Genomic DNA, 25,901 nt, shown 5'->3' on the forward strand with positions numbered 1-25,901 from the left:
ACCGCCTACAGTTCGTGTCTGGTTGTTCACCTGGACGACTGCAGTGGTTCGGTATGGTCGGCACGTAGGGCTCGACAGTGCCAGCGAGCGGAGAGAGCAGGTGTCCAGGATGAGGACGTCGACCGCTTTCGGGATCGACATCGGCGGCAGCGGGATCAAGGGTGCCGTCGTCGACCTGGAGAAAGGCGACCTGGCGACCGAGCGGGTCAAGTACCTGACGCCCGACCCGTCCACGCCGGAGCCGGTCGCCGAGGTCGTGGCCCGGATCGTCAAGGAAGCCGGCTGGACCGGTGAGCTGGGTGCGACGTTCCCGGCCGTGATCAAGAACGGTGTGGCCAGGACCGCGGCGAACGTCGACAAGAGCTGGATCGGGACCGACGTCGACAAGGTCCTCACCGACAAGACCCAGTGCGACGTCACCGTGCTCAACGACGCCGACGCGGCCGGTATCGCCGAGGCCCGGTTCGGCGCGGCGAAGGGCGTCGACGGTGTCGTCATCCTGCTCACCTTCGGCACCGGGATCGGTAGCGCGCTGCTGCTCGACGGCCAGCTCGTGCCCAACACCGAGCTCGGCCACCTCGAGCTGGACGGGTACGACGCGGAGAAGAAGGCCTCCTCGGCGGCGAAGGACAACGAGGACCTGTCGTACAAACAGTGGGCCAAGCGGGTGCAGCGGTACCTCCGGCATGTGGAGGGCCTGTTCACCCCCGACCTGATCGTGGTCGGCGGCGGGGTCAGCAAGCACGCCGACAAGTGGGTGCCGCTGCTCGAGATCTCCACCCCGGTGAAGCCGGCTCAGCTGCTCAACAACGCCGGCATCGTCGGCGCGGCGATGGCCGCGCACGAGAAGTTCAGCGGGTAGCCCAACGAAAAAAGTAGCCCGCAGCAACCTTCTGGTTGCTGCGGGCTACTTTTTGGTCAGGTCAGTTGCCGTTCGGGTTGGGCGTGGAGGCGCCCGCGCCGGAGCCGGCAGCGGTGCCACCGATGGCGACCGGGAGCTCGCCGGTGACCAGGTAGACGACCCGGCGGGCCATCGCGACCGCGTGGTCGGAGATGCGCTCGTAGTACCGGCTGAGCAGGGCCATGTCGACGGCGACCTCGACGCCGTGCGGCCAGTGCTCGTCCATCATCAGGCGGAACTGGTTGGACCGCAGCTTGTCCATCTCGTCGTCGCTGGCCTCGAGCTTCTCGGCGGCCTCGACGTCGCGGGAGGCGATCACGTCACCGGCGGCGTCGACCATCTTGCCCGCCACCGAGCCCATTGCCTCGATCACGTCGTGCAACTCGTTCGGGATCGCGGGCGCCGGGTAGCGCATCCGGGCGATCTTGGACACGTGCGAGGCCAGGTCGCCCATCCGCTCGAGGTCCGCGACCATCCGCAGCGCCGCGACCAGCATCCGCAGCTCGTTGGCGACCGGGGACTGCCGGGCCATCAGCTCGAAGACCTTCTCCTCGACACCCTCACCGGCGGCGTCGAGCTGGATGTCGGCCGCGATGACCTCTTCGGCCTTGCGGATGTCGGCCTCCAGGAGGGCGGCCGTCGACCGGCGGACGGCGGTGGACACCGTTCGCGTCATCCGTTCCAGCTCGGCGAGGATGTCGTCGAGCTGCTCGTGGTAGCTGTCACGCATGGTGTTCGAATCCGATCTGTGGTGTCCGGTGCCGCGGGAGAGCACCCGCACGGTACCCGTCCCACCGGGACCGTATGCCGTCGAGGTTGCCGATCGGCGACGCGTGGTGAACGCCTGGTGAACAGTTGAGACGTGTCCCGGTCATCGGGTGCTCATTCGGTCTTTCCCTGCTGGTCGCCCGCGTAGCATCGTTGCCGTGGACCCCACGCTGGCTGCGGTGCTGGGCGGCGTCATCGGCGCGGCCCTGGCTCTGCTTTCGCTCGGGGCGATGACGCTTTCCGAGCGGGCTCAGCGCAAGATCCCGGAGACCTCGGATCCGATCGTCCCGGCCGGCGTCGCCACCGTGCTGTCGGTACTGCGCTCCTCGGCGGTCGTGATGGGCCCCGAGGACCAGGTCCTGCAGGCCAGCGCCCCGGCGCACGTGCTCGGCATCGTCCGCGGCGAGCGACTGGTCGTGGACGACATCCTCACGATGGTCCGTCAGGTCCGCCGCGACGGTGAGATCCGCCAGCAGGACCTGGAGATCGTCCGCGGCCGGCTCGGCGCCACGCAGTACGTGAGTGCCCGGGTGGCGCCGCTGGGCAGTCAGTTGGTGCTGGTCCTGGTCGAGGACCGGACCCGGGAGCGCCGCCTGGACGCGATCCGGCGGGACTTCACCGTCAACGTCAGCCACGAGCTGAAGACCCCGGTCGGCGCGCTGATCCTGCTCGCCGACGCGGTCTCCGAGGCCTCCGACGACCCGGAGGCGGTGCAGCGGTTCTCGGACCGGATGCGGGTCGAGGCCTCGCGGCTGAGCCGGCTGGTCAAGGAGATCATCGAGCTGTCCCGGCTGCAGGGCGACGACCCGCTCGAGAACCCGGGCCCGGTGGACATCAACGCGATCATCGAGACCGCGGTGGACCGCTGCCGGATCGACGCCGAGGACCGCGACATCAAGATCGTCGTGAAGACCGAGCCGGAGCTCGAGGTGCTCGGCAGTGAGGACCAGCTGTCGATGGCGATCGGCAACCTGGTCGAGAACGCGATCAACTACAGCCCCGACGGCACCCGGGTCGCGGTCGCCGCGCACCCGATCGGGGACCTGGTCGAGGTGACCGTGTCCGACCAGGGCGTGGGCATCCCGAGCAGCGACCTGGAACGCATCTTCGAGCGGTTCTACCGGGTCGACCGGGCCCGTAGCCGGGAGACCGGCGGAACCGGCCTCGGCCTCTCGATCGTGAAGCACATCGCCTCGATCCACGGCGGCGACGTGCGGGTCTGGAGCGTCGAGGGCCAAGGCTCCACCTTCACCGTGAGACTCCCGTTGCGGCTCGAACCCGCGCCGGGCCAGACCGGCTCCACCAGCCAGGAGGAACCGGCCATATCCCTGACGCCCACCCCGTCAGGTCAGATCGCAAAGGAGACAGCTTCGTGACCCGAGTGCTGGTCGTCGAAGACGAAGAGAGCTACAGCGACGCACTGTCGTACGTGCTGCGCAAGGAAGGGTTCGAGGTCGCCGTCGCGGAGACCGGGCCGGATGCGCTGGACGAGTACGACCGCGCCGGTGCGGACATCGTCCTGCTCGACCTGATGCTGCCGGGTCTGTCCGGCACGGAGGTCTGCCGGGCGCTCCGCAGCCGGGGCAACGTCCCGGTGATCATCGTGAGCGCCAAGGACACCGAGGTCGACAAGGTCGTCGGGCTCGAGCTGGGTGCGGACGACTACGTCACGAAGCCGTACAGCCCGCGTGAGCTGCTGGCCCGCGTCCGCGCCGTACTGCGTCGTGGCCAGGACGTCGAGCTGCTGCCGGACACCCTCGAGGCGGGGCCGGTCCGGATGGACGTCGAGCGGCACGTGGTGACGGTCGCGGGCACCGAGATCCGGTTGCCGCTGAAGGAGTTCGAGCTGCTCGAGATGCTGCTGCGGAACACCGGCCGGGTGCTCACCCGCGGTCAGCTGATCGACCGGATCTGGGGCGCCGACTACGTGGGCGACACCAAGACCCTCGACGTGCACGTGAAGCGGCTGCGCTCGAAGCTGGAGAAGGACCCGTCGAACCCGGCGCACCTGGTCACGGTGCGTGGTCTGGGGTACAAGTTCGAGTCCTGAGTCACACCCCCACAGGTCGCGACGGCCTGTGAGGTTAGCTTAGGCTCTCCTTAGTTGAGGCAAGCTAAGGAGAGTCATTCATGTCCTGGTCCCGTACCAAGGTCGTCAGCGCGGTCACCACCGTGCTGCTCGCCACGACCTCGCTGGCCGCTTGCGGCAGTGACGGCGACACGAAGGCCGACACGTCGGGCGGTACGGCGTCGTCCGGGTTCCCGGTGACGCTGAAGAACACGTTCGGCGAGACCACGATCGAGAAGAAGCCGGAGCGGATCGTCACGCTCGGCTGGAACGCCCAGGACGTGGTCTACGCGCTCGGCGAGGCCCCGGTCGGGATGCCGAAGGTCACCTACGGCCAGACCGCCGACGGCGTCACCGCGTGGGACGCCGAGAAGTTCGACAAGTCGAAGACGACGCTGCTGGACGCCGGGGACAAGTACCCGTTCGAGCAGATCGCGGCGCTCAAGCCGGACGTCATCCTGGCCCCGTACGAGGGCTTCGACGAGGCGACGTACAAGACCCTGAGCGGGATCGCGCCGACGGTCGCGTACCCGGGGGCGCCGTGGCAGACCAGCTGGCAGGACCAGACGCTGCTGGTCGGCGAGGCGCTCGGCAAGAAGGCCGACGCGGAGAAGCTGATCACCGGCATCCAGGACAAGATCAAGCAGGTCGCGACCGAGCACCCGGAGTTCAAGAACAAGACCATCACGGTCGGTTCGTTCGGTCCGGAGAACTACATCTACATGCCGGGCGACCCGCGGGTGCAGATCCTGAACGAGATGGGCTTCAAGAACGCGCCGGGGGTCGAGGCGCTGGAGAAGACCAACACCAAGAAGGAGTTCTCGCTGACGGTCAGCAAGGAGAAGGTCGCCGACGTCGACGCCGACGTGCTGATCGCGTACGTCGACGGCATCGGCACCCAGAAGTTCCTGGCCGACCCGGTCTACTCGTCGCTGAAGGCGGTGCAGGGCGGCGGGGCCTACCCGCTGCAGGACCAGCAGGTGATCTCCGGGATGAGCGCGGTCAGCGTGCTCAGCGTCCCGTGGGTGCTGGACAAGGTGATTCCCGGCCTGTCCAAGGCAGCCGCGGCCAGCAAGGGTTGAGAGCGGGTACGGCGAGCCTCGGCCACAGGCTCGCCGTACCAAGCAGAACGGGCCGTCCCGCGCCGGGGCGGCCCCTTCTGTCGTAGGTGGGGACTACTCGGCCGAGGTGGGCGGCGAGTAGTGGTCGTCGGTGAGGACCGGGACGTAGGTGGAGATCGGCGCCGCGTGGCCGAAGCTGATCGTCACGTTGACCATCTGGCCCGGCTTCGCGCCGGTGACGACCACCGCGGGGCCGTTGTCCTCAGCGCCCGGCGTCGTGGCCGACGGGGTCTCGGTCGGACCCGCGCTGGGGGTCCCGGACGGTGTCGCGGACGGGGTGGTCGACGCGCCCACGGGCTCCGTCGAACTGCTGCCCGGCAGCATCAGTGCGGTGTGCGGCGCGAGGTCCACGGGGTCGCTCAGGCCATCGAACTTGACCGTGCCCGACTGCGGCTGGTCGCCACCGGCCTGGCCGTCCTGCGTCCCGGCCGGGGCCTGCGTGATGCTGACCAGTGTGTCGGCCACGTCGCCGTCGTTGACGATCACGCTGTGCAGTTCGCCCTTGCCTTCGGCGTCGGCCAGCACCAGCATGTTGCGGACCTTGATCTGGCCGGACTCGGCGTTCGTGCCCTCGGCGGCCTGGTACGGCTGCAGGGTCGGCGCATCGAAGCTCGCGCTGCACGCCGCCAGCGCGATACTGAGAGTGGCGGCGGCACCCGCCAGCGCGGTGCGCCGGGCGAACCGCGAGGACAACGTGATCGGCACTGGAATCCCTCTCGTGCAAGCTGAATCGAGCTGGTCTGCGACAACTGTGAACACCGTCAGGCGGCCGCCTCCGGCGCCCCACAGCGTAGCCCTCGGCCGTCCCGGGCCCGACGCCGGGATGCCCCGGCCGGGACGTCGCGGTGCTCCCGGACCGGTGCCCGGAGCAAAGGCCCACACGCGCACGAGGCACGCAAGCGAGCGTTTGTCAAGGCGGGAAGTGGGCTCTGACCAGCGCAAACGTCCCGACCGGACCATGAGCTACGTGGTAATATGGATCTCGGAAAGGGGCACTTCACACATGACTTTCACAGTCGGCGAGACGGTTGTTTACCCCAATCACGGAGCGGCCGTCATCGAGGACATCGAGACCCGTCAGATCAAAGGTGAGGACAAGACCTATCTGGTCTTGAGGATCGTCGCTCAGAACGACCTGGTCGTCCGGGTCCCCGCGTGCAACCTCGATCTTGTCGGCGTGCGTGACGTCGTGGATCAGGCCGGCCTGGAGCGCGTCTTCGACGTGCTGCGTGCACCGCACACGGAGGAGCCGACCAACTGGTCGCGACGTTACAAGGCGAACCTGGAGAAGCTGCACTCGGGTGACGTGCTGAAGGTGGCGGAGGTCGTTCGCGACCTGTGGCGCCGGGAACGTGATCGTGGCCTGTCGGCCGGTGAGAAGCGGATGCTGGCGAAGGCTCGCCAGATTCTGGTCTCCGAGCTGGCGCTGGCCGAGCACACCAACGAGGACAAGGCCGAGGCCATCCTCGACGAGGTCCTCGCTTCGTAGTTCGGTCGAACACCAACCGAAGTAGTCCTGATGAGTAGCGCGGTCGTGATTCCCGCGGCCGGGCTGGGGCTGCGCCTGGGTGGCGACACCCCGAAGGCATTTCGAGAGGTCGGTGGCGACTCGCTGCTGGTCCACGCGGTGCGTGGGCTGCGGGCAGCGACCGCCGCCGACCTCGTTTGTTTCGTGGTCGCCGTGCCGCCCGGATCCGAGGAGACGGTCGGCAAGGAGCTCGAGCCGTACGTCGGGGACGCGCGGCTGCTCGTGGTCGCGGGCGGGGCCGAACGCCCTGCCTCGGTCCGGGCCGCGCTGGACGTGGTCCCGGTGGACGGCATCGACTGCATCCTGGTGCACGACGCGGCCCGGGCGTTCGTCCCGGCGGAGGCCATCGAGCGCGTCGTCGCGGCGGTGCGAGCCGGCGCCGAAGCCGTCGTACCCGTGGTGCCGGTGACGGACACCATCAAGCGGGTCGGGCCCGGTGGCGAGGTGGTCGAGACGCCGGACCGTTCGACCCTGGTCGCGGTGCAGACGCCGCAGGGTTTCGCTCCTGAGGTGCTGCGGCGGGCGCATGCCGCCGGCGCGGATGCCGGTGTCACGGACGACGCGATGATGTGTGAGCGGCTCGGGGTGACCGTGCAGACGGTCGAGGGATCTCCGGACGCGTTCAAGGTGACGCGCCCGCAGGACTTGTTGCTGGCCGAAGCGCTGTTGGCGGAGAGGCGGACCTCGTGAAGCTCCCTCGGGTGGGCAACGGGATCGACGTACACCCGCTGGAAGCCGGGCGCCCGATGTGGCTGGCCGGTCTGCACTGGCCGGACGAACCTGCTGGGTTGTCCGGACACTCGGACGGCGACGCGGCAGCTCATGCCATCTGTACGGCGCTGCTCACCGCCGCGAAGCTGGGCGATCTCGGGTCGAACTTCGGCACGGCCGAGCCGGAGTGGGCCGGCGCCGCCGGGACCGCGCTGGTGAGCGAGGCGGCGCGACGGGTCCGGGCCGCCGGTTTCGAGATCGGCAACGTCACCGTCCAGATCGTCTGCAACCGGCCGCGGATCGGCACCCGCCGCGTCGAGGCCGAGAAAGTACTGTCCGCGGCCTGCGACGCAGAGGTCTCGGTCAGCGCCGCCACCACTGACGGCCTCGGCTTCCCCGGCCGCGCCGAAGGAATCGTCGCGATGGCGACAGCTCTTATCTACTGACCGGCTCCGAAGAGAACCGGGCCTCGCGCGGGTTCAGTTCGTTGCCCATCGGCTGGGTGAGCAGGGCGTAGAGCTCGGGGCGGCGGCCGCGAAGCCAGCGGCGTCCGGTTGCCAAGGGCACCAAGTCGACATCCAGGTCGGCGGGGACCACTGCCTCGATGCAGCTTGCGGTGCACGTGGACGCGCCCGTCGGGCAAGCAGACGGCGTACGCGTTGAAGAGCGTGCCGTCCGCGCTCTCCAGGAAGCCGACGCCGAGGCCGGCGCCGAGTTCCTTGGCGAGAGCAAGGACCCGGCTGACCAGCGGTCCGTCGGCCGGCTCGGCGAGTTCGTGCAGGCGCTCGGGGGTGTGCCGGCGGAGGTGCCAGTAGCCGAGCAGGCACAGCTCCGGGAACGCCACGAGCTGGGCGCCGTCGGCGACCGCTTCCCGGGCCAGTCGTTCGACGGTGGCGAGATTGGCGGCGGGCTGGTCAGGAACGGCTTCGAACTGGACAACGGCTGCGCGGAAGATCGTCATACCTCCATCGAACGCCGCTCGATCCATGACGTCCAATAGTGGTTCTTGGGCTTTCCATATCCTGGGGTTATGGATCTCCGTCTGCTGCGGGCGTTCGTCACGGTGGCCAGACTGCGGAACTTCGGCGCCGCGGCGGCGGAGCTGTCGACCAGTCAGCCGGCGCTGACCAAACAGATCCAGGTACTGGAGCGCCGGCTCGGCGCGGTGCTGTTCAGCCGGGGCCGCAACGGTGCCCGGCTGACCCCGGCGGGAGAGCTGCTGCTTGCTGACGCTCTGGAGTTGCTCGCCCGGTCCGAGGCCTTCGAACGGCGGGCCGCGCAGGTGGCGTCCGGGGCGGAAGGATCGCTGGCGATCGGGTTCGGGCTGTCCGGGATCGAGCTGGCGCCCCGGGCGGTGGCGCTGTTCCGCAGCCGATGGCCGAGAGTGACGATCTCGCTGACGGACCTGCCGTCATCGGTGCAGTTCGAGCGGCTGCTGGCCGGCAGTCTGCAGATCGGGTTCGTGCGGCTCCCGGTCCCCGCCGGGCTCGAGCACCTTCGGTTGCGGCGGGACCGTCTGGCGCTCGCCGTACCGGCTGATCAGGGGCTGCCGCGGGACCTGGTCGGCTGGATCGACGCGCGGCCGCTGATCCGCCTGACCCCGCGACGCGGGCCGGGGCTGACCGCGCAGATCAACAGCCTGTACGCCGAACTCGGTTGCCACCCGCAAGTACTTCAGGAGGCCGACGACCTGCAGACCGTGCTCGCCCTGACCGCGGCGGGTGCCGGGCCGGCCGTCGTACCGCAGTCGGCCGAACGGATCGCGCCGCCCGAGATCCGGCTGGTCCCGCTGCCGGGGCGCGCGGCGACCTGGTGGACCGGGGCCGCGTGGGCGACCAGGACACCGCTGACGGAACGGTTCGTGAAGGCCGCGGTCGAGGTGGCCCGTTCGGGCTAAGGGCCCGAGGAGAACCCGGGATTGACGACCTGCTTGACCTGCCTGCCGAGCTTGCGTCGGTGCCGGGCCGCGGCGACCACGATGGCCGCCGCACCGAGCAGGCAGAGGATGCCCGCGACCAGGTCGACCTTCGCGTGGGCCTGGCCGACGAACTGTGCCTTCAGGATGTCGTGCGGGTCGACGATCACCTGCGCCCGGCCGCCCGGGAACTGATGCAGACGATCGGTGGTGAAGTCGTAGTGCCGGCCGTTCGGGCAGTCCACCGTGAAGTCCGAGACGCCGTAGGAGTGGTAGTCGCGCACCGTGCAGGTGAGCGTCTGGCCGACCTTCGCGAGCCCGACCGGCGTCGGCGTCATGAAGAACGGTACGGCGGCCAGTCCGCTGGCGAGCGCGCCGAAGTAGCCGTAGTACCCGCCGCCGAGGATCGCGATGCCGAAGGTGAAGAACGCGGCGCCGAGGACCATCACCAGTACCGCGGTCACGACCGAGTGTGGCGGGAACGTGGCGAGCAGACCGGCGACCACGAACAACGACGTACCGAACGCGATGTAGCGCCACATCGGCCCGTGCGGGGACCCGCGCCGCCGGAGTGGCTTCCCGGCGACGATCGCGATCGCGAGGATCGCCGCGACTCCGAGGAAGAACTCCAGCGGCACGTACTTCATCAGCGCCGCCGGGGAAGTGGCGGCAGCTCGTAGGAGTCCAGCCAGGCGGCGAACAGGTGCCGGAGCGCGTCCTCGTCGGGGCTGAACACGGTGGCCAGTGCGATGAACTCCGCCGTCGTGACCGAGCCGTGGCGATGGTTCCTGGTCCAGGTCCGCAGCAGCTCGAAGAACGCGTCGTCGCCGAGATGCCTCCGCAGGACGTGCAGGGTGATCGCGCCGCGCTTGTAGAGCCGGTCGTCGAACATCAGCTCCGGACCGGGATCCGACAGCAGCAGGTCCTGCTGGAGGCCGCGCAGCCGGGTGTGTGCCTTGGTCGCCTGCTGGTCGGCGGTGAGGCCGCCGGAATGCTCCGACCACAGCCACTCGGAGTAGCAGGCGAAACCCTCGTTGAGCCAGATGTGCTGCCAGTGCGCCGGGGTCAGGCTGTTGCCGAACCACTGGTGCGCCAGCTCGTGCGCGACCAGCCGCTCCGACCCGCGCCGACCGTCGACGTGGTTGCTGCCGAACACCGAGATGCCCTGCGCCTCCAGCGGAATCTCCAGCGGGTCGTCGGTGACGACGACCGTGTAGCCACCGAACGGGTACGGCCCGAACAGCCGGCAGAACAGCTTCATCATGTCCTGCTGACGCCCGAAGTCGTGCCGGAACGCGCGGATCTGCGCGCCCGGGAGAACGCCCCGGATCGTCACCGGCGAGGTCGCCACGTCAACCTCGTCGTACCGCCCGATCTGCACGGTCGCGAGGTACGTCGCCATCGGCGCGGCCTGGTCGAACACCCAGGTCGTGCGGCTCGCCTTCACCCGGCGCGACACCAGCCGCCCGTTCGCGACCACCTGGTACGGCGAGTCGGTGGTGATCGCGATCCGGTAGTGCGCCTTGTCGCCGGGCTCGTCGTTGCACGGGAACCAGGTGGCCGCGCCGCTCGGCTGGCTGGCGACGATCACGCCCTCGGTGAGCTCTTCCCAGCCGAGCTCGCCCCACGGGCTGTCCTCGGGCCTCGGGTTCCCGTTGTACTGGACGTCGACCGAGAACTCCGAACCGTCCGGGATGTCCGCGGTGATGTAGAGCTTGCCCGAGCGGTGGCTGTAGCGGCGCGGGCGGCGGCCGTTCACCGACACCTTCGTCACCCGCAGGCCGTTCAGGTCGAGGCTGAACCGGGACAGCGCCTCGGTGGCGAAGGCGGTGATCGTCGCCTTGCCGCTCAGCCGGTTGCTGTTGACCCGGTAGTCGAGCTCGAGATCGTACGACTCGACCGTGTAGCCGGTGTTTCCATGGGTGGGCACATACGGGTCAACCATCAGCCCTGCCAGGGACCGATCGGGTTCCCTGCCCAGCGCGTCCCGGCCGGCACACCTTCACCACGCATCACGAGCGACACCGGCCCGATGGTAGCTCCGGCGCCGACGGCGGCGGCCGGCAGGACGATTCCGTGGGGCCCGAGGGTCGCTCCGGGCCCGAAGGTGACTGTGTTCATGGAGAGAACTCGATCATGAAAAAGGTGCGTCTGCAGCACGCAACCGCGATTCACCGTGGCGCCGTCGCCCAGGGTGACCAGATCCGCCTCCGGCAACCAGTACGTTTCGCACCAGACACCCTTGCCGATCCTGGCCCCGAGTGACCTGAGCCACAGGTTGAGCACCGGCGTACCGGCGGCGGCGTTCGCGAACCAGGGGGCGGCGACCAGTTCGACGAAGCTGTCGACGACCTCGTTGCGCCAGACGAACGAGCTCCACAGCGGGTACTCGACCGCGCGGGTGCGGCCGACGATCGCCCACTTGGCGACCGTTGCCAGCCCGCCCGCGACCGCTCCGGCGGCCAGGATCACCGCTCCGGACAGCAGCAGGGCCGGCACCGGGCCGAGCCAGATGTCGAGCGCCTGCAGCGCGAACAGCACGCCGAGCGCGATCAGGACCGTGCACATCATCGGCACGAACCGGCACAGCTCGACCAAGGCGCGCAAGACCTTGAGCTTGAACGGCGGGTTGAAGGTCCGGCTCTGGTCACCGGAGACGGCCTGGCGGCGCAGTTTCACCGGCGGCGACCCGAGCCACGACGTACCGGCCTTGGACTTCTTCGGGGCCGCGGACAGGACGGCGACCAGGCCGTTCTTCGGGACCGAACGGCCAGGGGCGGTCATCCCGGAGTTGCCGAGGAAGGCGCGCTTGCCGACCTTCGCGCCGGCCACGTGCAGCCAGCCGCCACCGAGTTCGTATGACGCGATCATCGTGTCGTCGGCCAGGAACGCGCCCTCGCCGACCGTCGTCATCTTCGGCAGCAACAGCACGGTCGACGCCTCGACATCGCGGCCGATCTTCGCGCCGAGCGCCCGCAGCCACCACGGCGTCAGCAGGCTCGCGTACAGCGGGAAGAGCAGCGTGCGGGCCGAGTCGAGCAGCCGCTCGGTCGCCCAGACCTGCCACCCGATCCGGCTCCGGACCGGGTGGTGGCCGGGCTTGATACCGATCCCGAGCAGCCGGACGCCGAGCAGCGTGAGGACGGCGATCGTCGCGAAGCCGACCAGCGTCATCAGCGGGATCGCGGTCAGCGCCTTCAGCGCGGCGTCACCGAGTGTCTGGGTGCCCCGCAGAGCCTGGCCGAGGACGATGAAGGCCGCAGCCGCGCCGGCGACCGGAATGAGTGACATCAGTGCGGACTGGGCGCCGTACGCCGCTACCCACCAGGGCGCCCGGGCCGGACGGTTCTCGGGCCACGGGTGCCGCGCGCGGCCGATCCGGGCCGCGGGGGAGCCGGACCAGCGCTCGCTCTCGGGGACCTTGCCGGAAACCGCGGAGCCGGCCATGATCTCGGCGTTCCGGCCGATCTCCGTCCCGGGCAGCAGCGTGCTCCGGGAGCCGACGACCGCCTCGGCGCCGACGGTGATCGAGCCGACGTGCAACCGGTCGCCGTCGATCCAGTAGCCGGCCAGGTCGACCTCGGGTTCGATCGAGGCGCCGCGGCCCATGGTGAGCATGCCGGTGACCGGCGGGAGCGTGTGCAGGTCGACGCCGCGGCCGACCTTCGCGCCGAGCGCGCGGGCGTAGTACGCGATCCACGGTGCGCCCGCGAGGTTGGCGGCGCCGGCCGCGTCGGCGAGGTTCTCGGCTGCCCAGAGCCGGACGTGGACGTTGCCGCCGCGTGGATACGTGCCGGGCTTGAGGCCGCGGAGCAGGATGCGGGCGCCGATGACGGCGATACCCATCCGGCCCGCCGGGCTGATCAGGAGCAGCCAGCCGGCCAGGATCCACCACCACGACACGGTCCGCGCCCAGGGCAGCGGGTCGACCAGCTCGGCGAGCAGGTTGTTCAGCGTGAACAGATAGACCAGCCAGCGGACGCCGACGACGGTCTGCAGGATCAGCGTCAGCGCGGTCTGCAGCAGTTGGGTACTGCGTGGCGTCGGCCGGATGTCGCGGATCTCCACCGGCTCCATCGCGGCCGGGCGGAAGTCGTCGAGCCGCTCGGCGAGCGCGCCGAGCCGCGGGTACTCGTAGATATCGCCGACGGTGACCTCGGGGTACCGCTCGCGGAGGGCCGAGACGAGTTGGGCCGCGGCGAGGCTGCCGCCGCCGTGCAGGAAGAAGTCGTTGTCCGCTCCGGTGACCTTGGCGCCGAGGACCTTCGTCCAGCGCTCGGCCAGCCAGCCCGCAGTGCCACTGAGCTCGGCGGCCGGGGCGTCGCTGTCCATCCCCGGCAGCGGCCACGGCAGCGCGTTGCGGTCGACCTTGCCGGATGTTCTGGTCGGCAGGGTGTCGACGATCGCGAGCAGCGGTACGAGGGCTGCGGGCAGGCCCTCGCGGAGCCGCTCGGTGGCCTTCGCGGTGTCGAAGCCGGCCGGCTCATCCGGTACGACGTACCCGACGAGAAGCTGATTACCCGCGGCACTGTTGCGTACGGCGGCTGCGGCGCCGGTGACCCCCGGGAGGGCCTGGAGGGCGGCGTCGACCTCGCCGAGCTCGATCCGGCGGCCACCGAGTTTGACCTGCTCGTCGGCGCGGCCCTGGAACAGCAGGCCCAACGGGTCGGACCTGACCAGGTCGCCGCTGCGGTACGCGCGTTCCCAGCCCAGCGTCGGCATCGGCGCGAACTTCTCGGCGTCCTTGACCGGGTCCAGGTACCGGGCCAGGCCGACGCCGCCGATGATCAGCTCACCGATCTCGCCGGTGGCGACTTCGTTGCCTGCAGCATCTACAACGGCGAGGTCCCAGCCGTCCAGCGGAAGGCCGATCCGGACCGGTCCTTCGCCGGTGAGCTGCGCCGCGCAGGCGACGACGGTCGCCTCGGTCGGACCGTAGGTGTTCCACACCTCGCGGCCGTCGACGGCGAGCCGCTCGGCCAGCTCGGGCGGGCAGGCCTCGCCGCCGAAGATCAGCAGCCGAACCTGGTCGAGCGCGTCCGCCGGCCAGAGCGCGGCCAGCGTCGGGACGGTCGAGACAATTGTGATGCCCTGGGCAACCAACCACGGACCGAGGTCCATGCCGGTACGGACCAGTGAGCGCGGCGCCGGGACCAGGCAGGCGCCGTGCCGCCAGGCCAGCCACATCTCCTCGCAGGACGCGTCGAACGCGACCGACAGACCGGCGAGCACCCGGTCGTCCGGGCCGATCGGCTCGTGCTGCAGGAACAGGCGCGCCTCGGCGTCGACGAACGCCGCGGCCGAGCGGTGCGTGACGGCGACACCCTTCGGTACGCCGGTCGAGCCCGAGGTGAAGATGATCCAGGCGTCGTCGGTGGTCTCCGGGCCGGACGTGCCACGCGGGGAGACCGGCGTACCGGAGGAGTCCATGCGGGCGGAGTACGGGTAGTCGAAGGCGCCGTTGGCGGCTTCGTTGTCAGTGATCGGCGGCTGCTGCGGGCGGGTGATCGTCAGCGCGAGTTCGTCACCGACGGTCGCCGCCACCGCTGCCTCGCCGAAGACCAGCTCGGCGCGCTCCTCCGGGTCGTCGGCGTCGACCGGGACGTACGCCGCTCCCGCCTGCAAGGTGCCGAGGATCGCGATGTACAGATCGTTGTGCCCCGACGAGATCCGGATGCCGACCCGGTCGCCCGGGCCGATCCCGGACGCGGTCAGCCGGTGCGCGAACTTCGTCGTCTGGTCCAGCAGTTCGCGATAGCTCAGGCTGACGCTGCCGTCGTCGAGCGCCGGCTCGTCGGCGTACTTGGTGGCTGTTTCCCCCAGCACATCAACCAGCGTTCGCGCGGCCGTCGCCCACTCCCCGCGTCGCAACGTCACGGCCGGATAATACGCCGCTCAGTTACCAGTTCGATAACCCGAAACGAACAAGTGGGTCCGTCCATCAACCGATTGCAGCCTCCCATCGCGCAGCGTGTGCGAACGTCTTGAAGGAGCGGGCGGGGCGGCCGAGTGCCTGTTCGACGTCGCCGGTCGGTTCAGCGGCCTGACCGTTGGCGATCGAGACGAGGATGCTGGTGAGCAACTCGGCGCCGGATCGTGGAGCTCCTTGAGCCACGTGCTGTTCGGTGTAGTCGGCGGGTTCCATGGCGACGTACTCGACGTGGCGACCGCTTGCCTCGCTGATGTGGTTGGTTGCTTCGGCGAAGGTGATGGCTTCGGGGCCGGTCAGTTCATAGGTCTTGCCGTCGTGGTTGGACGTCGTGAGGGCCCCGGCGGCTACGGCGGCGATGTCGTCCACGTCGATGAACGGAGTGCGGCCGTCGCCGGCGGGAAGAGCGAGGACCCCGCTGTGGACGGCCGAGCGCCACGCGCCTTCGCTGAAGTTCTGCGCGAACCAGTCGGGGTGCAGGATCGTCCACGCGGCGTTCGAACCGCGCACGGTCTGCTCGACGGAGTGCAGAGGGTGCGCGGGGTCGGCGGCGCGGGCAGCAGACAGCAGTACAAGGCGGCGTACCCCGGAGGTGAGGGCTGTCTCGGTGAAGCGGGCCAGCCGGTCGCCGGGGCGGACGGTGGGTTCCATCAGGTAGACGGCGGTGATGCCGGTCAGTGCCGGCTGCCAGGTCGCGGGGTCGTCGAGATCCAGCGGTACGTCGCTTCCGGCGCGGGACGCCGTACGGACGGAGTGGCCGGTTGAACGGAGGAGGTCGGCGACGCGGCGACCTGTGGTGCCGGTGCCGCCGAGGACCAGGTAGTTGTGCATGGAGTCCAGTCAACGACCGCAGGACTGGACGGATCCATGGGAGATCGTCGCCGATGCCTTTGTGATCGTCTAACCTCAGGCGTGTGGACGTGCTGAGCGACCTGCTGCAGCGAGCGCAGGCGAAGGACGCGGTGGTCCGGCAGATGATCGCCACCGCGCCGTGGTCGGTGACGTACGCCGACGTACCGTCGCTATCGGTCGTCGCGACGCTCGGTGGTAGCGCGTGCCTTCGACTGAGTGACGACGTACGGACACTTGCGGCTGGTGAAATCGCGCTGATCACCGGCGTCGACAGCTACACGATCGCGGACAGTCCGGAGACGCCGCCGTACTACGTCATTCGCGGTGGGCGGAAGCTTACGGTTGATGGTGAGCTGGTGGAGTGGCATGAGTTCCTGGCGCCGCGGACGTACGGCGACGGACTGCCCGGGGCGACGACGATGGTGCGAGGTGCGTACGACCTACGTGGTGCGGTCGGGCAGCGTGTCCTGGCGCTGCTGCCGCCGGTCGCCGTCGTGTCCGCTACACCGCAGACCCGTCCAGCGCTCGACCTCCTCACCACCGAGGTCGCACGCGAGGAGCCCGGGCAGGACGCCGTACTGCGGAGGCTCCTCGACTTCGTACTGGTCCTCGCACTCCGCGCGTGGTGCGCGAGCCCCGAGGCGAAGCTCCCGTCCTGGTACGAAGCCCTGACTACTGCCGGAGTGGGCGATGCGCTCCGTCTGATCCACGAGGACCCCGCACATCGGTGGTCAGTCGCAGAACTGGCCTCCAAGGTCGGCCTCTCCCGCGCCACCTTCGCCGCCCGCTTCACCACCCACGTAGGCCAGCCACCCCTGACCTACCTGACCGCCTGGCGCATGACCCTCGCCGCCGACCTCCTCCGCACCACAACCGCCACCATCGCCACAGTCGCCCACCAGGTCGGCTACGAAGACCCCTTCGCCTTCACAGTCGCCTTCAAACGAGTCCACCACCAACCACCTACCACCTGGCGAAATGACCAGGGCTAGGCGACGACGTACACCTCGAGCAGGTGTTCGCGGTCGTTGGAGCCTGGGACGAATAGTTGGGTGTAGCCGGGCTCCAGTGGCGTCGGGTCCTCGCCTGCGAACAGCTTCTGCTTCCGTGAGGAGCGGAGCGGCAGGCGGCCGGTCACTGCGAGCCACCACTGGTCGGACCGGTAGCTGATCGCCCCGTGCATCCGGCTGACCCGCGCATCGTCCTCGCCGACGCAGACGTGAACCTCAGGGCGGTTTCGCCCGAACAGAATGGTGCGGTGCGGTCCTGGGTCGACGGAAACGCCACCGCCTGCGGTCAGCACCAACAGCGTGCCAGGCTGGGCGTCAGGCACCCCTTGGGCCAGGCTGGCCTGCTCCTGCGGGAGTTTATGGATCGCGTCCATCTCAGACCTTCGCCGGCCGGTCGGTCACTTCACCAGGTCCGCGGATACCGCGAACGTGTCACAGGCCTTGTTGGCGCCGATGTTGAAGCCGTTCTGGATCCAGAAGCCCTGGCTGGTCGCCAGACCGTGCGTGCGTTCGTCTTCCGGGGTGTCCGCTGACTCACCGAAGCTGTTGCTGGACTGCTCCTTGAACTCAGCCAGCCGATCCGTCAACGGATACGACTTCTCGACGGCCTTGCTGAACACTCCGCCGAAGCAGGAGGCCTGCAGCTCGTTCCGCCGCGAACTCTCCAGCTTCTGGTCCGGGTGGTCCTGCAGGTACGCCGCACGCGCGTAGAACAGACCGGTGACGCCCTGCACGTGGTGGCCGTACTCGTGCGCGATCGTCATCAGGTACGCCAGGTCCTGCTTCGGACCGAACGCACGGTTCATCTGCTTCACGTCGACGTACATCACCTGGTTGCCGTAGCAGTAGAACGCCAGCACGCGGCCGGACAGCGGCTGGAAGTTGCCGCAGGCGGTCGTGACCGGCTTGTCGAACACCACCAGGCCCGGGTCCGGCTTGTCCTGCCCGACTTCGTGGAAGACCGGGCGCCAGGCGTCGTTCAGGCACTTGAAGAGGCGCTGGTAGTAGACCTTCTGTACCGCCAGGCTGCCGTCACCGAGGTTCGCCGCTGGGCAGTTCTCCTCGGTGAGCGGGCCGGTGCGGTAGACGTCCGCGTTCAGCAGGTAGTCCTCGGCCGAGCCCTTCTCGGGGTTGGTCGACGGGGTCGGCACGATCGACGGGCCGGTCACTCCGGGCTCCGCTGTGTCCTGGCTGCTGCTGCCGCCGAGGACGGTGGCCAGCACCGCGACCGACACACCGATGAAGATCAGCAGCACGAAGCCGAGCAGGATCAGCCGGAGCGGCCCACCGCGCCGGCGTGGTGGCTGGAACCCGTTGAAGTGGCCCGGGCCGCCGTAGTACGGCTGCCCCCACTGACCGCCGTACGGCGGGCCTTGCATCGGACCGCCTTGCATTGGGCCGCCCTGCATCGGGGGACCTTGCATCGGCGGGCCCTGCATCGGAGGGCCTTGGAACTGGCCCGGGCGCGGCGGGAACTGGCCCTGCTGCGGAGGCCACGGAGCGGACTGCGGCGGTGGCAGGACGCCGGGCGGCGGGCCGAGCGGGCGACCCTGTGGCTGGCCCAGTGATTGGCCCTGCGGTTGGCGCTGTGGTTGCCCCTGCGGCGGGCCGCCGTAGCCATACGGGCTGCTCACAGCTTGGCCTCCATGCTCGTCGGTCACGCGGTCGGTCGAGTTCGCAGGGCGAACCGGCACGAGACTACTCTCGACCCATGTCACCGAAGCGCCGCCTCCTTCCGGCTGCCCTGCTGATGTCCCTGACCGCCCCGGTCGCCGCCCTGTTCGTTGCCCTCAGCCCGCTCTCCGCGCAGGCGGCCGGCCAGGCCGACGACCAGATCACGGCGTACACCGCGGACGCGACGCTCACCAAGGACGGTGCGCTGCAGGTCAAGGAGACCGTCGACCTGACCGCCGGCGGTACGACGTTCAGCCGGACGCTGGCCACCCGGGTCCGGTCCGACTCCGAGCGCGACCGCACGTACGACCTGAAGGACGTGTCCGCGACGGTGAACGGCCAGCCCGCGCAGGGCTTCCAGAACCAGAGCACCGACGACGGCCGCAAGCTGACGCTGAACGTGTCCGGCCAGTCGAAGATCGTCTACAGCTACACCGTGGACAACGTGGTCGCCGACTCGATCGAGGGCCGTGAGGTGAGCTGGCCAGTGGTCCAGGGCTTCGGTGTGTCGATCCCGAAGGCCGACCTGAGCATCAGCGTCCCGTTCGCGACCTGGGTGACCTGCTTCGCCGGCCGGACCGGTTCGAGCATGCCGTGTACGTCGTCGCAGCTGGCCGAGTCGGCGGCGCTGGAGATCCAGCAGAACGGCGTACCCGCTGGTGGCCGGGTGACGTTCCTGACCGGGCTGAGCGACCAGGCCACGGTGCAGCCGAACGCGAAGTTCGCGGACCGCTGGTCGCTCGGCCGGGCGTTCACGGTCGACTCGAGCACCGTCGGTCTGGCCGTGATCGTCTTCGGGATCGGGCTGCTAGGTGCGGTCGGGCTGTGGTTCTTCCGCGGGCGGGACGCGGCGAAGGTCCACGACGGTGGGCCGGAGCGCCCGGTGCTGGACGGCACCGACGGGCCGCAGTTCGCGGCGCCGGACGGCATCCGGCCGGGCCAGGTCGGCACGGTGGTCGACGAGTCGGCCGACGTCGTCGACATCACCGCCACCCTGCTGGACCTTGCCGTGCGCAACTACCTGACGATCGTCGAGCAGCCCCGGGAGTCGCACTTTGGCAGACTGGACTGGGAGCTGCAGCGGCTGCACCCGGGCGGACCGGAGCTGCTGGCCTACGAGAAGGCCTTGCTGGACGCCGTGTTCGCGGACGGCGACACCGTGCTGGTCTCCGGGCTCGGCCCGTCGCTGCGCCCGCGCCTCAACCTGGTCCGCGAGCAGCTGTACGCCGACGTGGTCACGCAGGGCTGGTTCAAGAGCCGTCCGGACGCCGACCGGAACCGCTGGACCACTGCGGGTCTGGTGCTGCTCGGCGCAGGCGTCGTACTGACTGTGGTGCTGGCGATCGTCAGCAAGTTCGCTCTGGTCGGTTTCGCCGTGATGGCGGCCGGACTGGTGCTCGCACTCGTCGGCCAGGCCGCACCGGCGCGGACCGCACGCGGTGCCACCGTGCTGGGCCGAGTGGCCGGTCTGCAGCACTACCTGGCGAACGAGTCCTCGGCCGACCTGCCGGAGAGCCACCGGCTCGAGTTCGCGTCCCGCTGCCTGCCGTACGCCGCTGTGCTCGGGCTGACCGAGAAGTGGGCGCTCGAGATCGCGGCGACCGATGACGACGACGACCCCGACGCGGGCATCGGCTGGTACTCCGGTCCGGAGAACTGGCACCTGTCCGACATCGGGGAGTCGCTCAGCAACTTCGTGACCGCCTTCGGCGGTTCGCTGACCACCGCCCGTCGCCTCTTCGGCTGACGGGCGGCGGGCCAGCCCCGCGGTCTAGTTCACCCGGACGTCGGCCGCGGTGAAGGTGTTGCAGGAGTCCGGCTTCTTGCCGTTGAAGCCGGTGATCGACCACTGGTAGTTGCTCACCCGGTTGCCGTGATCGTGCACACGCGGCCGGGCGTAGTCGTCACCGGAGTGCGCGATCAGGAACTTCCAGTTGACCAGCAGCGGGCCGTTCATCGGGATGGCGGCCGCGTTCGCGCCCAGGTAGGCGGCGCCCAGGCAGGTCGCCTGCAGCTCCCGGCGGCGGCTCTCGGTGAGCTTCTGGTTCGGCGTCAGCGTCGCCTGCCGGGTCATCGACGCGGCGAGGATCCCGCTCAGCTTCTGTACGTGGTGCCCGTACTCGTGGGCGAACGTGTTCAGCATGATCGCGCGGGCGTACACCGGCTTCGCCTTGTAGTACCGGTTGTCGACGGCGAACGGGAGGTAGATCGTCTCGTTCGCACCGCAGTACGCCGCACGGACGCTGCGCTGGATGCCACACGGGGAAGGGGTCTTGCCGACGTACACGACGGCCTTGGGGTTGCGGAACGGCAGCTTGACCTTCGTCAGTGCCAGCCACCAGGTGTGGTTCATGCAGGGCAGCAGACGGTTGTAGTACTGCTGCGCCGCGGCGACCGTCACCGGGGCGAACGGCGGCTCCGTGCACTTGGCCGCGGCGACCGGGCCGATCGTGTACAGCTTGCTGTTCTTCACGACCTCGTCGGCCGTGGGTCCACGCGGGGCGGTCGGGGACGGGGACGGGCTCTCCGACGGCGACGGGGACTCCGAGGCCGGCGCCGATGGGCTGTTGTTCGCCTGCGGGTCGTCGTTGCCGCCGACGCTGCGGACGATCAGCGTGACACCGGAGCCGACCACCAGGACCGCGAGCACGACCAGGCCGATCAGCAGGCCGCGGGACAGCTTCTTCTGCTTGCGCCGGCGGCCGCCCGGGGGCTGCGGGATCGGGATCGGCGGGTACTGCCAGGTCGGCGCCTGCTGAACGGGCTGACCCATCGGGCCGTGCTGGCCGGGTCCGCCCGGCGCGGCGTGGCGGGGGCCGGACTGCTGCTGCGGTTGCTGCGGTTGCGGTTGCTGTTGCTGTGGTGGGAGCGCGTTGCTCCACGGTGAGGATTGTTGCTGCTGGCCCTGACCTGGGGAGCCCCACAGGTAGGAGCCTTCGGAGTGCGGGCCGTTCTGCGGACGCTGGGGTTGCTGGGACGGCGCGGACTGCCAGGCGCTCGACTCCGACTGACCGGTGGCGGACCAGCCGGACGACTGACCGGAGTCGGACTTCGCCGAGTCGGTCTCCAAGCCCCACGACTGCCCTGCCCAGGGGTCCGACTGGTCGGACGCGGGCTGGTTCGGTGCCGGCCGCTGCGGAGCAGACTGGCCCGGCCCGGGCGGCGTCGGCCCGGACTGCCACGACTGCTGTCCCGGCTGCTGCCCGCTCTGCGCAGGACCCTGCTGGTTCGGACCCGACTGAGCAGGCCCGGACTGCCAAGAGCCCGACTGACCAGGACCGGACTGACCAGGACCGGACTGCGCGGGACCGGACGATGCGGGGCCGGACTGCGCCGGGCCGGACTGCCACGGGCTGGACTGACCAGGACCTGACTGTGCGGGGCCGGACGATGTTGGGCCGGACTGGGCAGGATCCGACTGCCACGGGCTGGATTGCGCAGGGCCCGACTGAGTAGGACCGGACTGCCATGAGTTCGACTGCGCCGGACCAGACTGACCCGGACCCGACTGGCCAGGACCTGACTGCGCAGGGCCGGGCTGGTTGGGGCCGGAGCGGGGCGGCGGGCCGGAGTAGTTGCCGGACTGGTTCGAACCCCACTGGGCCGGACCTGACTGATTCGGACCGGACTGCTGGGGACCCGACGGCGGCACCGACTGGTTCGGGCCGGGCTGGTTCGGGTTCTGGGTGGGGACCGGCTGGTCGGGGTGTTCGCGGCGGACCGGGTTCCAGCCGCCGTCGAACCAGTTGTTGGCGGGCTCGTCGGACTGCGACGGGTTCTGGAACTCGCGCTTGGCCTCGTTGTCGCCGGACCACCACGAGGCGGCCGGCTGCCCGTCGCCGGGCCCCTGCCCCGCACCACCTCGCGGACCTGAGTCCTCCCGAGCACCGAACCAACTGCCGGGCGCCCCCTGGTCACCGGCACCGGTTTGACCAGCGTTCTGGCCGGCGTTCTGACCTGCACCAGGACCGGCCGGGTCCTGTCCGGGACCGGTCTCCGGTGGGGGCGACGGCTGATGATCAGCCGGGTCGCTCCCCGGGGGCTGGTTCCAGTTGTCCGACATCGATGCTCCTCACGACCTTGCTTGGGTCTGTCTCCACGCTTTGTGGGGGCCCGAAGCCGCCTCCCCCTGAAACATCCTGCGCACCATCTCGCGCGACATACTCTGCGCGATCAGGGACCCACCAGGCTAGCTACTCCGGCCAGTCGTCTCGAACGAGATGCTGCCCGGGCCCCCGGCCACCGTCACTGCACCTTGCTCGACGACGACGCGAAGGTGTTGCACGCGCTCGGGTTCCGGGCGTCCCACCCGCGCATCGCCCAGTACTTGTGGTTGGCCGGTGCACCGTGGTCACGGCCCTTGTCGATGGTGTTGGCGATCAGCCAGCGCCACTGGAACAGCGACTGCCCGGTGATCGGGTAGGTGCGCTTGTTCGAGCCGATGAAGATGTCCGAGAAGCAGGACGCCTGCAGCTCGAGCCGCCGGCTGTCCTCCAGTTCCTTCGCGTAGGTCGGCCGCTCGTACCGGATCCGCGCGTACGCCTGCAGGATCCCCATGTTGTTCTGCACGTGGTGCCCGTACTCGTGGGCGAACTGGTGCAGCATCCACATCCGCGCCCAGACCTTCTGGTAGGACTGCGAGTACCTGTTGTAGTTGCCGACGTCCTCGGTCAGGTTCATGTAGATGGTGTCGTTCGTCCCACAGAAGAACGGCGGGGCGGTGTCGTAGTGGGTCCCGCAGGGCGTCTCCACCGAGCCGCTGAAGACCAGCACGTTCGGCGCCCGGAACCGGCCACCGGCCTTGGCCACCAGCGGCGCCCACGACTTGTTCAGGCAGCCCACCAGGTTCTTGTAGTTGGCCTTGGCGCCGGCCGCGGAGCTCGGGCGGGTCTTCGACTCCTTGCAGCCCACCGGCGACATCGCACCGGCCTTGTACAGCCGGTTCTTCAGCACCAGGTCGCTGTCGGACGGCCCCGGGTTGGTCGTCGGCTTGGTGGTTGTCGTCGACCGGGTCGTGGTCGGCCGCGGCGCCTGCGTGGTCGACTGCGTCGTCGTCGGCTTGGTCGTGGGCCCGCTCGAGGACGGCCCCGTCGTCGGCTCGGTCGTCGGGCTGTACGACGAGGTCGTGGTCGGCTCGGCGTACGACGGGTCGCCGTTGTGTTTCAGCGTGTTCGACAGGATCTTCAGCCCGACCACGCCGACGACCAGCACACCGAGCAGCGTGAACACCGCGATCGCAGCGCCGCGGCCCTTCTTCTTCGGCGGCCGCTGGCCACCCTGCGGAGCGCCCCAGCCGAACTGCGGCTGACCGGGCCCACGCCCCTGCCCCTGGAACTGAGGTCCCTGGAATTGCTGCCCGTGGAACGGCTGCCCCTGGAACCCCTGCCCTTGGAACGGCTGGCCAGGTCCTTGGAACGGTGGCCCCTGGGGCGGTCCAGGCGGGCGGCCGGGCTGCGGCTGGCCGCCGTACCCAGGTCCTTGTTGCCACGGCTGAGGCGGCTGCTGGGAGTTGGGCGGTTGGCCGGGCGGCGGGCCCCATTGGTTGCCTGACACATCCGAGACGCTACCGGAGCCCAGGCTCAACTTATCCCTGCGGGGGAGGCCGACCAGGTGCCCGTTGGTGGCCTGACACTGCACAGACGTTAAGGTGCCCGGTGTCAACCTGACCCTCTTTCTACGGTGTGATTGGGCGATGCGTCTACGTCTCCTCGGGCTATCCCTGTGTGCCCTCGGCCTGCTCGGCCTGTCCGCTGTCCCCGCCGGCGCAGTCGCTACCAGCGCTGCCGCCGACCCGGTGGTCACCAACTACGACAGTCAGGTCCGGGTCGAGCGTGACGGCCTGCTCCGGGTGTCGGAGACCTGGAAGCTCAGCAACGTGTCCGGGACCTTCACCCGGTTCGTCGTCACGCGGGACCACCTGCCCGACGACATCGACCACGTCCAGGAGATCGGCGACCTGCAGGTCAAGGCCGGCGGCCAGGACAAGACGGCCGAGCTGAAGACCGACGGCGATGTGACGTCGATCGCAGTGCCGGACGTCACCACCGGTACGACGGAGCTCGACTTCACGTACACCGTGAAGGGCGCGGTGGCGAAGACCCTGGACGGCACCGAGGTCCGGTTCGCGCCGCTGACCGGCATCAACTTGCCGATCCAGAGCGCGAACGTGGTCTTCAGCGCCCCCGAGGTGTCGCACGTCTCCTGTGTCGCGGGCCCGATGGACAGCAACATCCCCTGCACGCTGGCGCAGATCGGTGAGACGTCCGGACCGACATTCCAGCAGACCAACCTGCCGCCGGGGAACACGGTGAAGATGGCCGTCGGTTTCCCGGCCGGCCAGATCGCCGCGAACTCGATCGTCGAGTACCGCCACACCTTCGCGCGCGCCTTCTCCACCGACGCGGCGCAGCTGATCACCGCGCTGGCGGTGCTGCTGCTCGGTGCGATCGCGCTGCTCGTGCTCTACCGGATGCGCGGCCGTGACCAGGTCGACCCGCGGCGCGTCGTACCGGCGTCGCTGTTCAGCCTCGGGACCGACGCGCGGATCGACTTCACCCCGCCGTCCGACCTGCGGCCCGGCGAGGTGGGCACGCTGATCGACGAGCGGATCGACCCGGTCGACGTGACCGCGACGATCATCGACCTGGCCGTCCGCGGTCACATCACGATCGTCGAGCTGGAGCGCACCACCGAGTACGCGCGCCCGGACTGGGAGCTGCGCCGGGTCTCGAACGCCCGGTCGGAGGAGCTGCAGCGCTACGAGAACGTCCTGATCCGGGCGATCTTCGGCGACGCCGACTCGGTGCTGGTCTCCGAGCTCGGCAAGCAGGTCCGCGAGAACCTCGAGCAGGTCCAGGACGCCCTGTACGACGGTGTGGTCAAGCGCGGCTGGTTCAGCGAGCGCCCGGACCGCACTCGGTCGCTCTGGGCAACGATCGGTATCGCCACCACCGCGATCGGTGTCGTCGCCACCGTCCTGCTGGCACTGCTGTCGACCTGGGGTCTGCTCGGTATCGCGATCACCCTGGTCGGTGTCGGCCTGCTGGTCGTCGGCCGCTACATGCCGGCCAAGGCGCCGGCCGCTGGTCGCGTCCTCGGTCAGGTCGCCGCCATCCGCGGTGAGCTGCTGGAAATGGACGTCAGCGAGCTGCCGACCGACCAGCACGCGGAGCTCTGCTCGCGCGCCCTGCCGTACGCCGTCGTACTCGGCGGCTCGGAGCGCTGGATCGACGCACTGGTCGCCACCGACACCACGCCGGACGAGGCGGACGAGGGCTTCCCCTGGTACCGCGGTCCGTCCGGCTGGCACCTGCAGTACCTGCCGGACTCGCTCCGCAACCTCACCACGAACCTGACGGGTGCGCTGTTCGCCCGCTGAGCCGTTCGAGGGTCTGACATGACAGAGCCCGCCACGCCGCCCCGGC

General features: G+C 69.6%; 22 protein-coding genes. 11 read left to right on the forward strand and 11 right to left on the reverse strand.

Translation table 11 applies throughout. The features are described from left to right. The first annotated feature begins 109 nt into the window (after positions 1–109). Complete coding sequence (gene ppgK, locus AC0662_RS12970; RefSeq protein WP_478300513.1) at positions 110–862, forward strand: polyphosphate--glucose phosphotransferase; 753 nt, start codon at positions 110–112, stop codon at positions 860–862. A gap of 61 nt (positions 863–923) precedes the next feature. Here the strand turns inward: ppgK and phoU are convergent, their stop codons facing one another. Further along, complete coding sequence (phoU, locus tag AC0662_RS12975) at positions 924–1,631, reverse strand: phosphate signaling complex protein PhoU (protein ID WP_452203258.1); 708 nt, start codon at positions 1,629–1,631, stop codon at positions 924–926. Between the two features lie 196 nt (positions 1,632–1,827). Here phoU and AC0662_RS12980 point away from each other — a divergent pair, with 196 nt between their 5' ends. From AC0662_RS12980 to AC0662_RS12990, 3 genes are all read left to right on the forward strand, one after another. Next, on the forward strand, positions 1,828–3,045 hold the full coding sequence (locus AC0662_RS12980; protein ID WP_478300516.1) for a sensor histidine kinase: 1,218 nt from the start codon (positions 1,828–1,830) through the stop codon (positions 3,043–3,045). Further along, entirely contained in the window at positions 3,042–3,719 is a 678-nt protein-coding gene (locus AC0662_RS12985) for a response regulator (protein ID WP_184837161.1), read from the forward strand. Before AC0662_RS12980 ends, AC0662_RS12985 begins: the two co-directional genes overlap by 4 nt. An 80-nt stretch (positions 3,720–3,799) precedes the next feature. After that, the gene (locus AC0662_RS12990) at positions 3,800–4,819 is read left to right on the forward strand and encodes an iron-siderophore ABC transporter substrate-binding protein (protein WP_452203260.1); all 1,020 of its coding nucleotides are present in this window, start codon (positions 3,800–3,802) and stop codon (positions 4,817–4,819) included. 93 nt (positions 4,820–4,912) lie between these two features. Here the strand turns inward: AC0662_RS12990 and AC0662_RS12995 are convergent, their stop codons facing one another. Beyond that, the gene (locus tag AC0662_RS12995; protein ID WP_452203261.1) at positions 4,913–5,563 is read right to left on the reverse strand and encodes a hypothetical protein; all 651 of its coding nucleotides are present in this window, start codon (positions 5,561–5,563) and stop codon (positions 4,913–4,915) included. 298 nt (positions 5,564–5,861) lie between these two features. Here AC0662_RS12995 and AC0662_RS13000 point away from each other — a divergent pair, with 298 nt between their 5' ends. From AC0662_RS13000 to ispF, 3 genes are read left to right on the forward strand one after another with little or no spacing between them, the layout of a single operon-like run. Next, on the forward strand, positions 5,862–6,347 hold the full coding sequence (locus AC0662_RS13000; protein WP_130446326.1) for a CarD family transcriptional regulator: 486 nt from the start codon (positions 5,862–5,864) through the stop codon (positions 6,345–6,347). A gap of 30 nt (positions 6,348–6,377) precedes the next feature. Next, positions 6,378–7,076 (forward strand): 2-C-methyl-D-erythritol 4-phosphate cytidylyltransferase, encoded by a 699-nt coding sequence (gene ispD, locus AC0662_RS13005; RefSeq protein ID WP_478300521.1) that lies wholly within the window; start codon positions 6,378–6,380, stop codon positions 7,074–7,076. Continuing rightward, on the forward strand, positions 7,073–7,543 hold the full coding sequence (gene ispF / locus AC0662_RS13010) for a 2-C-methyl-D-erythritol 2,4-cyclodiphosphate synthase (RefSeq protein WP_452203263.1): 471 nt from the start codon (positions 7,073–7,075) through the stop codon (positions 7,541–7,543). Before ispD ends, ispF begins: the two co-directional genes overlap by 4 nt. Here ispF and AC0662_RS13015 read toward each other — a convergent pair. Continuing rightward, positions 7,537–8,085: a nitrilase-related carbon-nitrogen hydrolase gene (locus tag AC0662_RS13015; protein WP_478300523.1), complete on the reverse strand. Its 549-nt coding sequence runs from the start codon at positions 8,083–8,085 to the stop codon at positions 7,537–7,539. The two genes, ispF and AC0662_RS13015, sit on opposite strands and share 7 nt — an antisense overlap. A 42-nt stretch (positions 8,086–8,127) precedes the next feature. On the opposite strand from AC0662_RS13015, the gene AC0662_RS13020 reads away from it, so the two are divergent. Then, the gene (locus AC0662_RS13020; protein ID WP_452203265.1) at positions 8,128–8,994 is read left to right on the forward strand and encodes a LysR family transcriptional regulator; all 867 of its coding nucleotides are present in this window, start codon (positions 8,128–8,130) and stop codon (positions 8,992–8,994) included. Here AC0662_RS13020 and AC0662_RS13025 read toward each other — a convergent pair. From AC0662_RS13025 to AC0662_RS13040, 4 genes are all read right to left on the reverse strand, one after another. Beyond that, positions 8,991–9,659 carry a hypothetical protein gene (locus tag AC0662_RS13025; protein WP_478300526.1) on the reverse strand — a complete coding sequence of 223 codons (669 nt, stop codon included), beginning with the start codon at positions 9,657–9,659 and terminating at the stop codon, positions 8,991–8,993. The genes AC0662_RS13020 and AC0662_RS13025 overlap by 4 nt on opposite strands. Beyond that, positions 9,659–10,957 carry a M1 family metallopeptidase gene (locus tag AC0662_RS13030; RefSeq protein ID WP_478300528.1) on the reverse strand — a complete coding sequence of 433 codons (1,299 nt, stop codon included), beginning with the start codon at positions 10,955–10,957 and terminating at the stop codon, positions 9,659–9,661. Before AC0662_RS13030 ends, AC0662_RS13025 begins: the two co-directional genes overlap by 1 nt. After that, a complete protein-coding gene (locus tag AC0662_RS13035; RefSeq protein WP_452203268.1) occupies positions 10,957–14,889 on the reverse strand; it encodes a Pls/PosA family non-ribosomal peptide synthetase in 3,933 nt (1,310 codons plus the stop codon). The genes AC0662_RS13030 and AC0662_RS13035 overlap by 1 nt, the downstream gene beginning before the upstream one ends. 64 nt (positions 14,890–14,953) lie before the next feature. Further along, positions 14,954–15,772, reverse strand: a complete 819-nt coding sequence (locus tag AC0662_RS13040; RefSeq protein WP_478300530.1) for an NAD(P)H-binding protein — start codon at positions 15,770–15,772, stop codon at positions 14,954–14,956. Positions 15,773–15,855: 83 nt separating this feature from the next. On the opposite strand from AC0662_RS13040, the gene AC0662_RS13045 reads away from it, so the two are divergent. Further along, positions 15,856–16,785 carry an AraC family transcriptional regulator gene (locus AC0662_RS13045; RefSeq protein WP_478300532.1) on the forward strand — a complete coding sequence of 310 codons (930 nt, stop codon included), beginning with the start codon at positions 15,856–15,858 and terminating at the stop codon, positions 16,783–16,785. On the opposite strand, the gene AC0662_RS13050 is transcribed toward AC0662_RS13045, so the two are convergent. Together AC0662_RS13050 and AC0662_RS13055 are read right to left on the reverse strand one after the other, a co-directional pair. Beyond that, on the reverse strand, positions 16,782–17,177 hold the full coding sequence (locus tag AC0662_RS13050) for an FHA domain-containing protein (protein ID WP_478300534.1): 396 nt from the start codon (positions 17,175–17,177) through the stop codon (positions 16,782–16,784). The genes AC0662_RS13045 and AC0662_RS13050 overlap by 4 nt on opposite strands. Positions 17,178–17,201: 24 nt before the next feature. Further along, positions 17,202–18,212, reverse strand: a complete 1,011-nt coding sequence (locus tag AC0662_RS13055; RefSeq protein WP_478300536.1) for a neutral zinc metallopeptidase — start codon at positions 18,210–18,212, stop codon at positions 17,202–17,204. A gap of 302 nt (positions 18,213–18,514) precedes the next feature. Here AC0662_RS13055 and AC0662_RS13060 point away from each other — a divergent pair, with 302 nt between their 5' ends. After that, positions 18,515–20,224 carry a DUF2207 domain-containing protein gene (locus tag AC0662_RS13060; RefSeq protein ID WP_478300537.1) on the forward strand — a complete coding sequence of 570 codons (1,710 nt, stop codon included), beginning with the start codon at positions 18,515–18,517 and terminating at the stop codon, positions 20,222–20,224. Between the two features lie 24 nt (positions 20,225–20,248). On the opposite strand, the gene AC0662_RS13065 is transcribed toward AC0662_RS13060, so the two are convergent. Together AC0662_RS13065 and AC0662_RS13070 are read right to left on the reverse strand one after the other, a co-directional pair. Beyond that, positions 20,249–22,540 carry a neutral zinc metallopeptidase gene (locus AC0662_RS13065; protein WP_478300539.1) on the reverse strand — a complete coding sequence of 764 codons (2,292 nt, stop codon included), beginning with the start codon at positions 22,538–22,540 and terminating at the stop codon, positions 20,249–20,251. A 182-nt stretch (positions 22,541–22,722) separates the two neighbouring features. Next, positions 22,723–24,030 (reverse strand): neutral zinc metallopeptidase, encoded by a 1,308-nt coding sequence (locus tag AC0662_RS13070; protein WP_478300541.1) that lies wholly within the window; start codon positions 24,028–24,030, stop codon positions 22,723–22,725. 139 nt (positions 24,031–24,169) lie between these two features. On the opposite strand from AC0662_RS13070, the gene AC0662_RS13075 reads away from it, so the two are divergent. After that, the gene (locus AC0662_RS13075) at positions 24,170–25,855 is read left to right on the forward strand and encodes a DUF2207 domain-containing protein (protein WP_478300543.1); all 1,686 of its coding nucleotides are present in this window, start codon (positions 24,170–24,172) and stop codon (positions 25,853–25,855) included. The last annotated feature ends 46 nt before the right edge of the window (positions 25,856–25,901 follow it).

The organism is Kribbella sp. NPDC043289, from assembly GCF_056436705.1.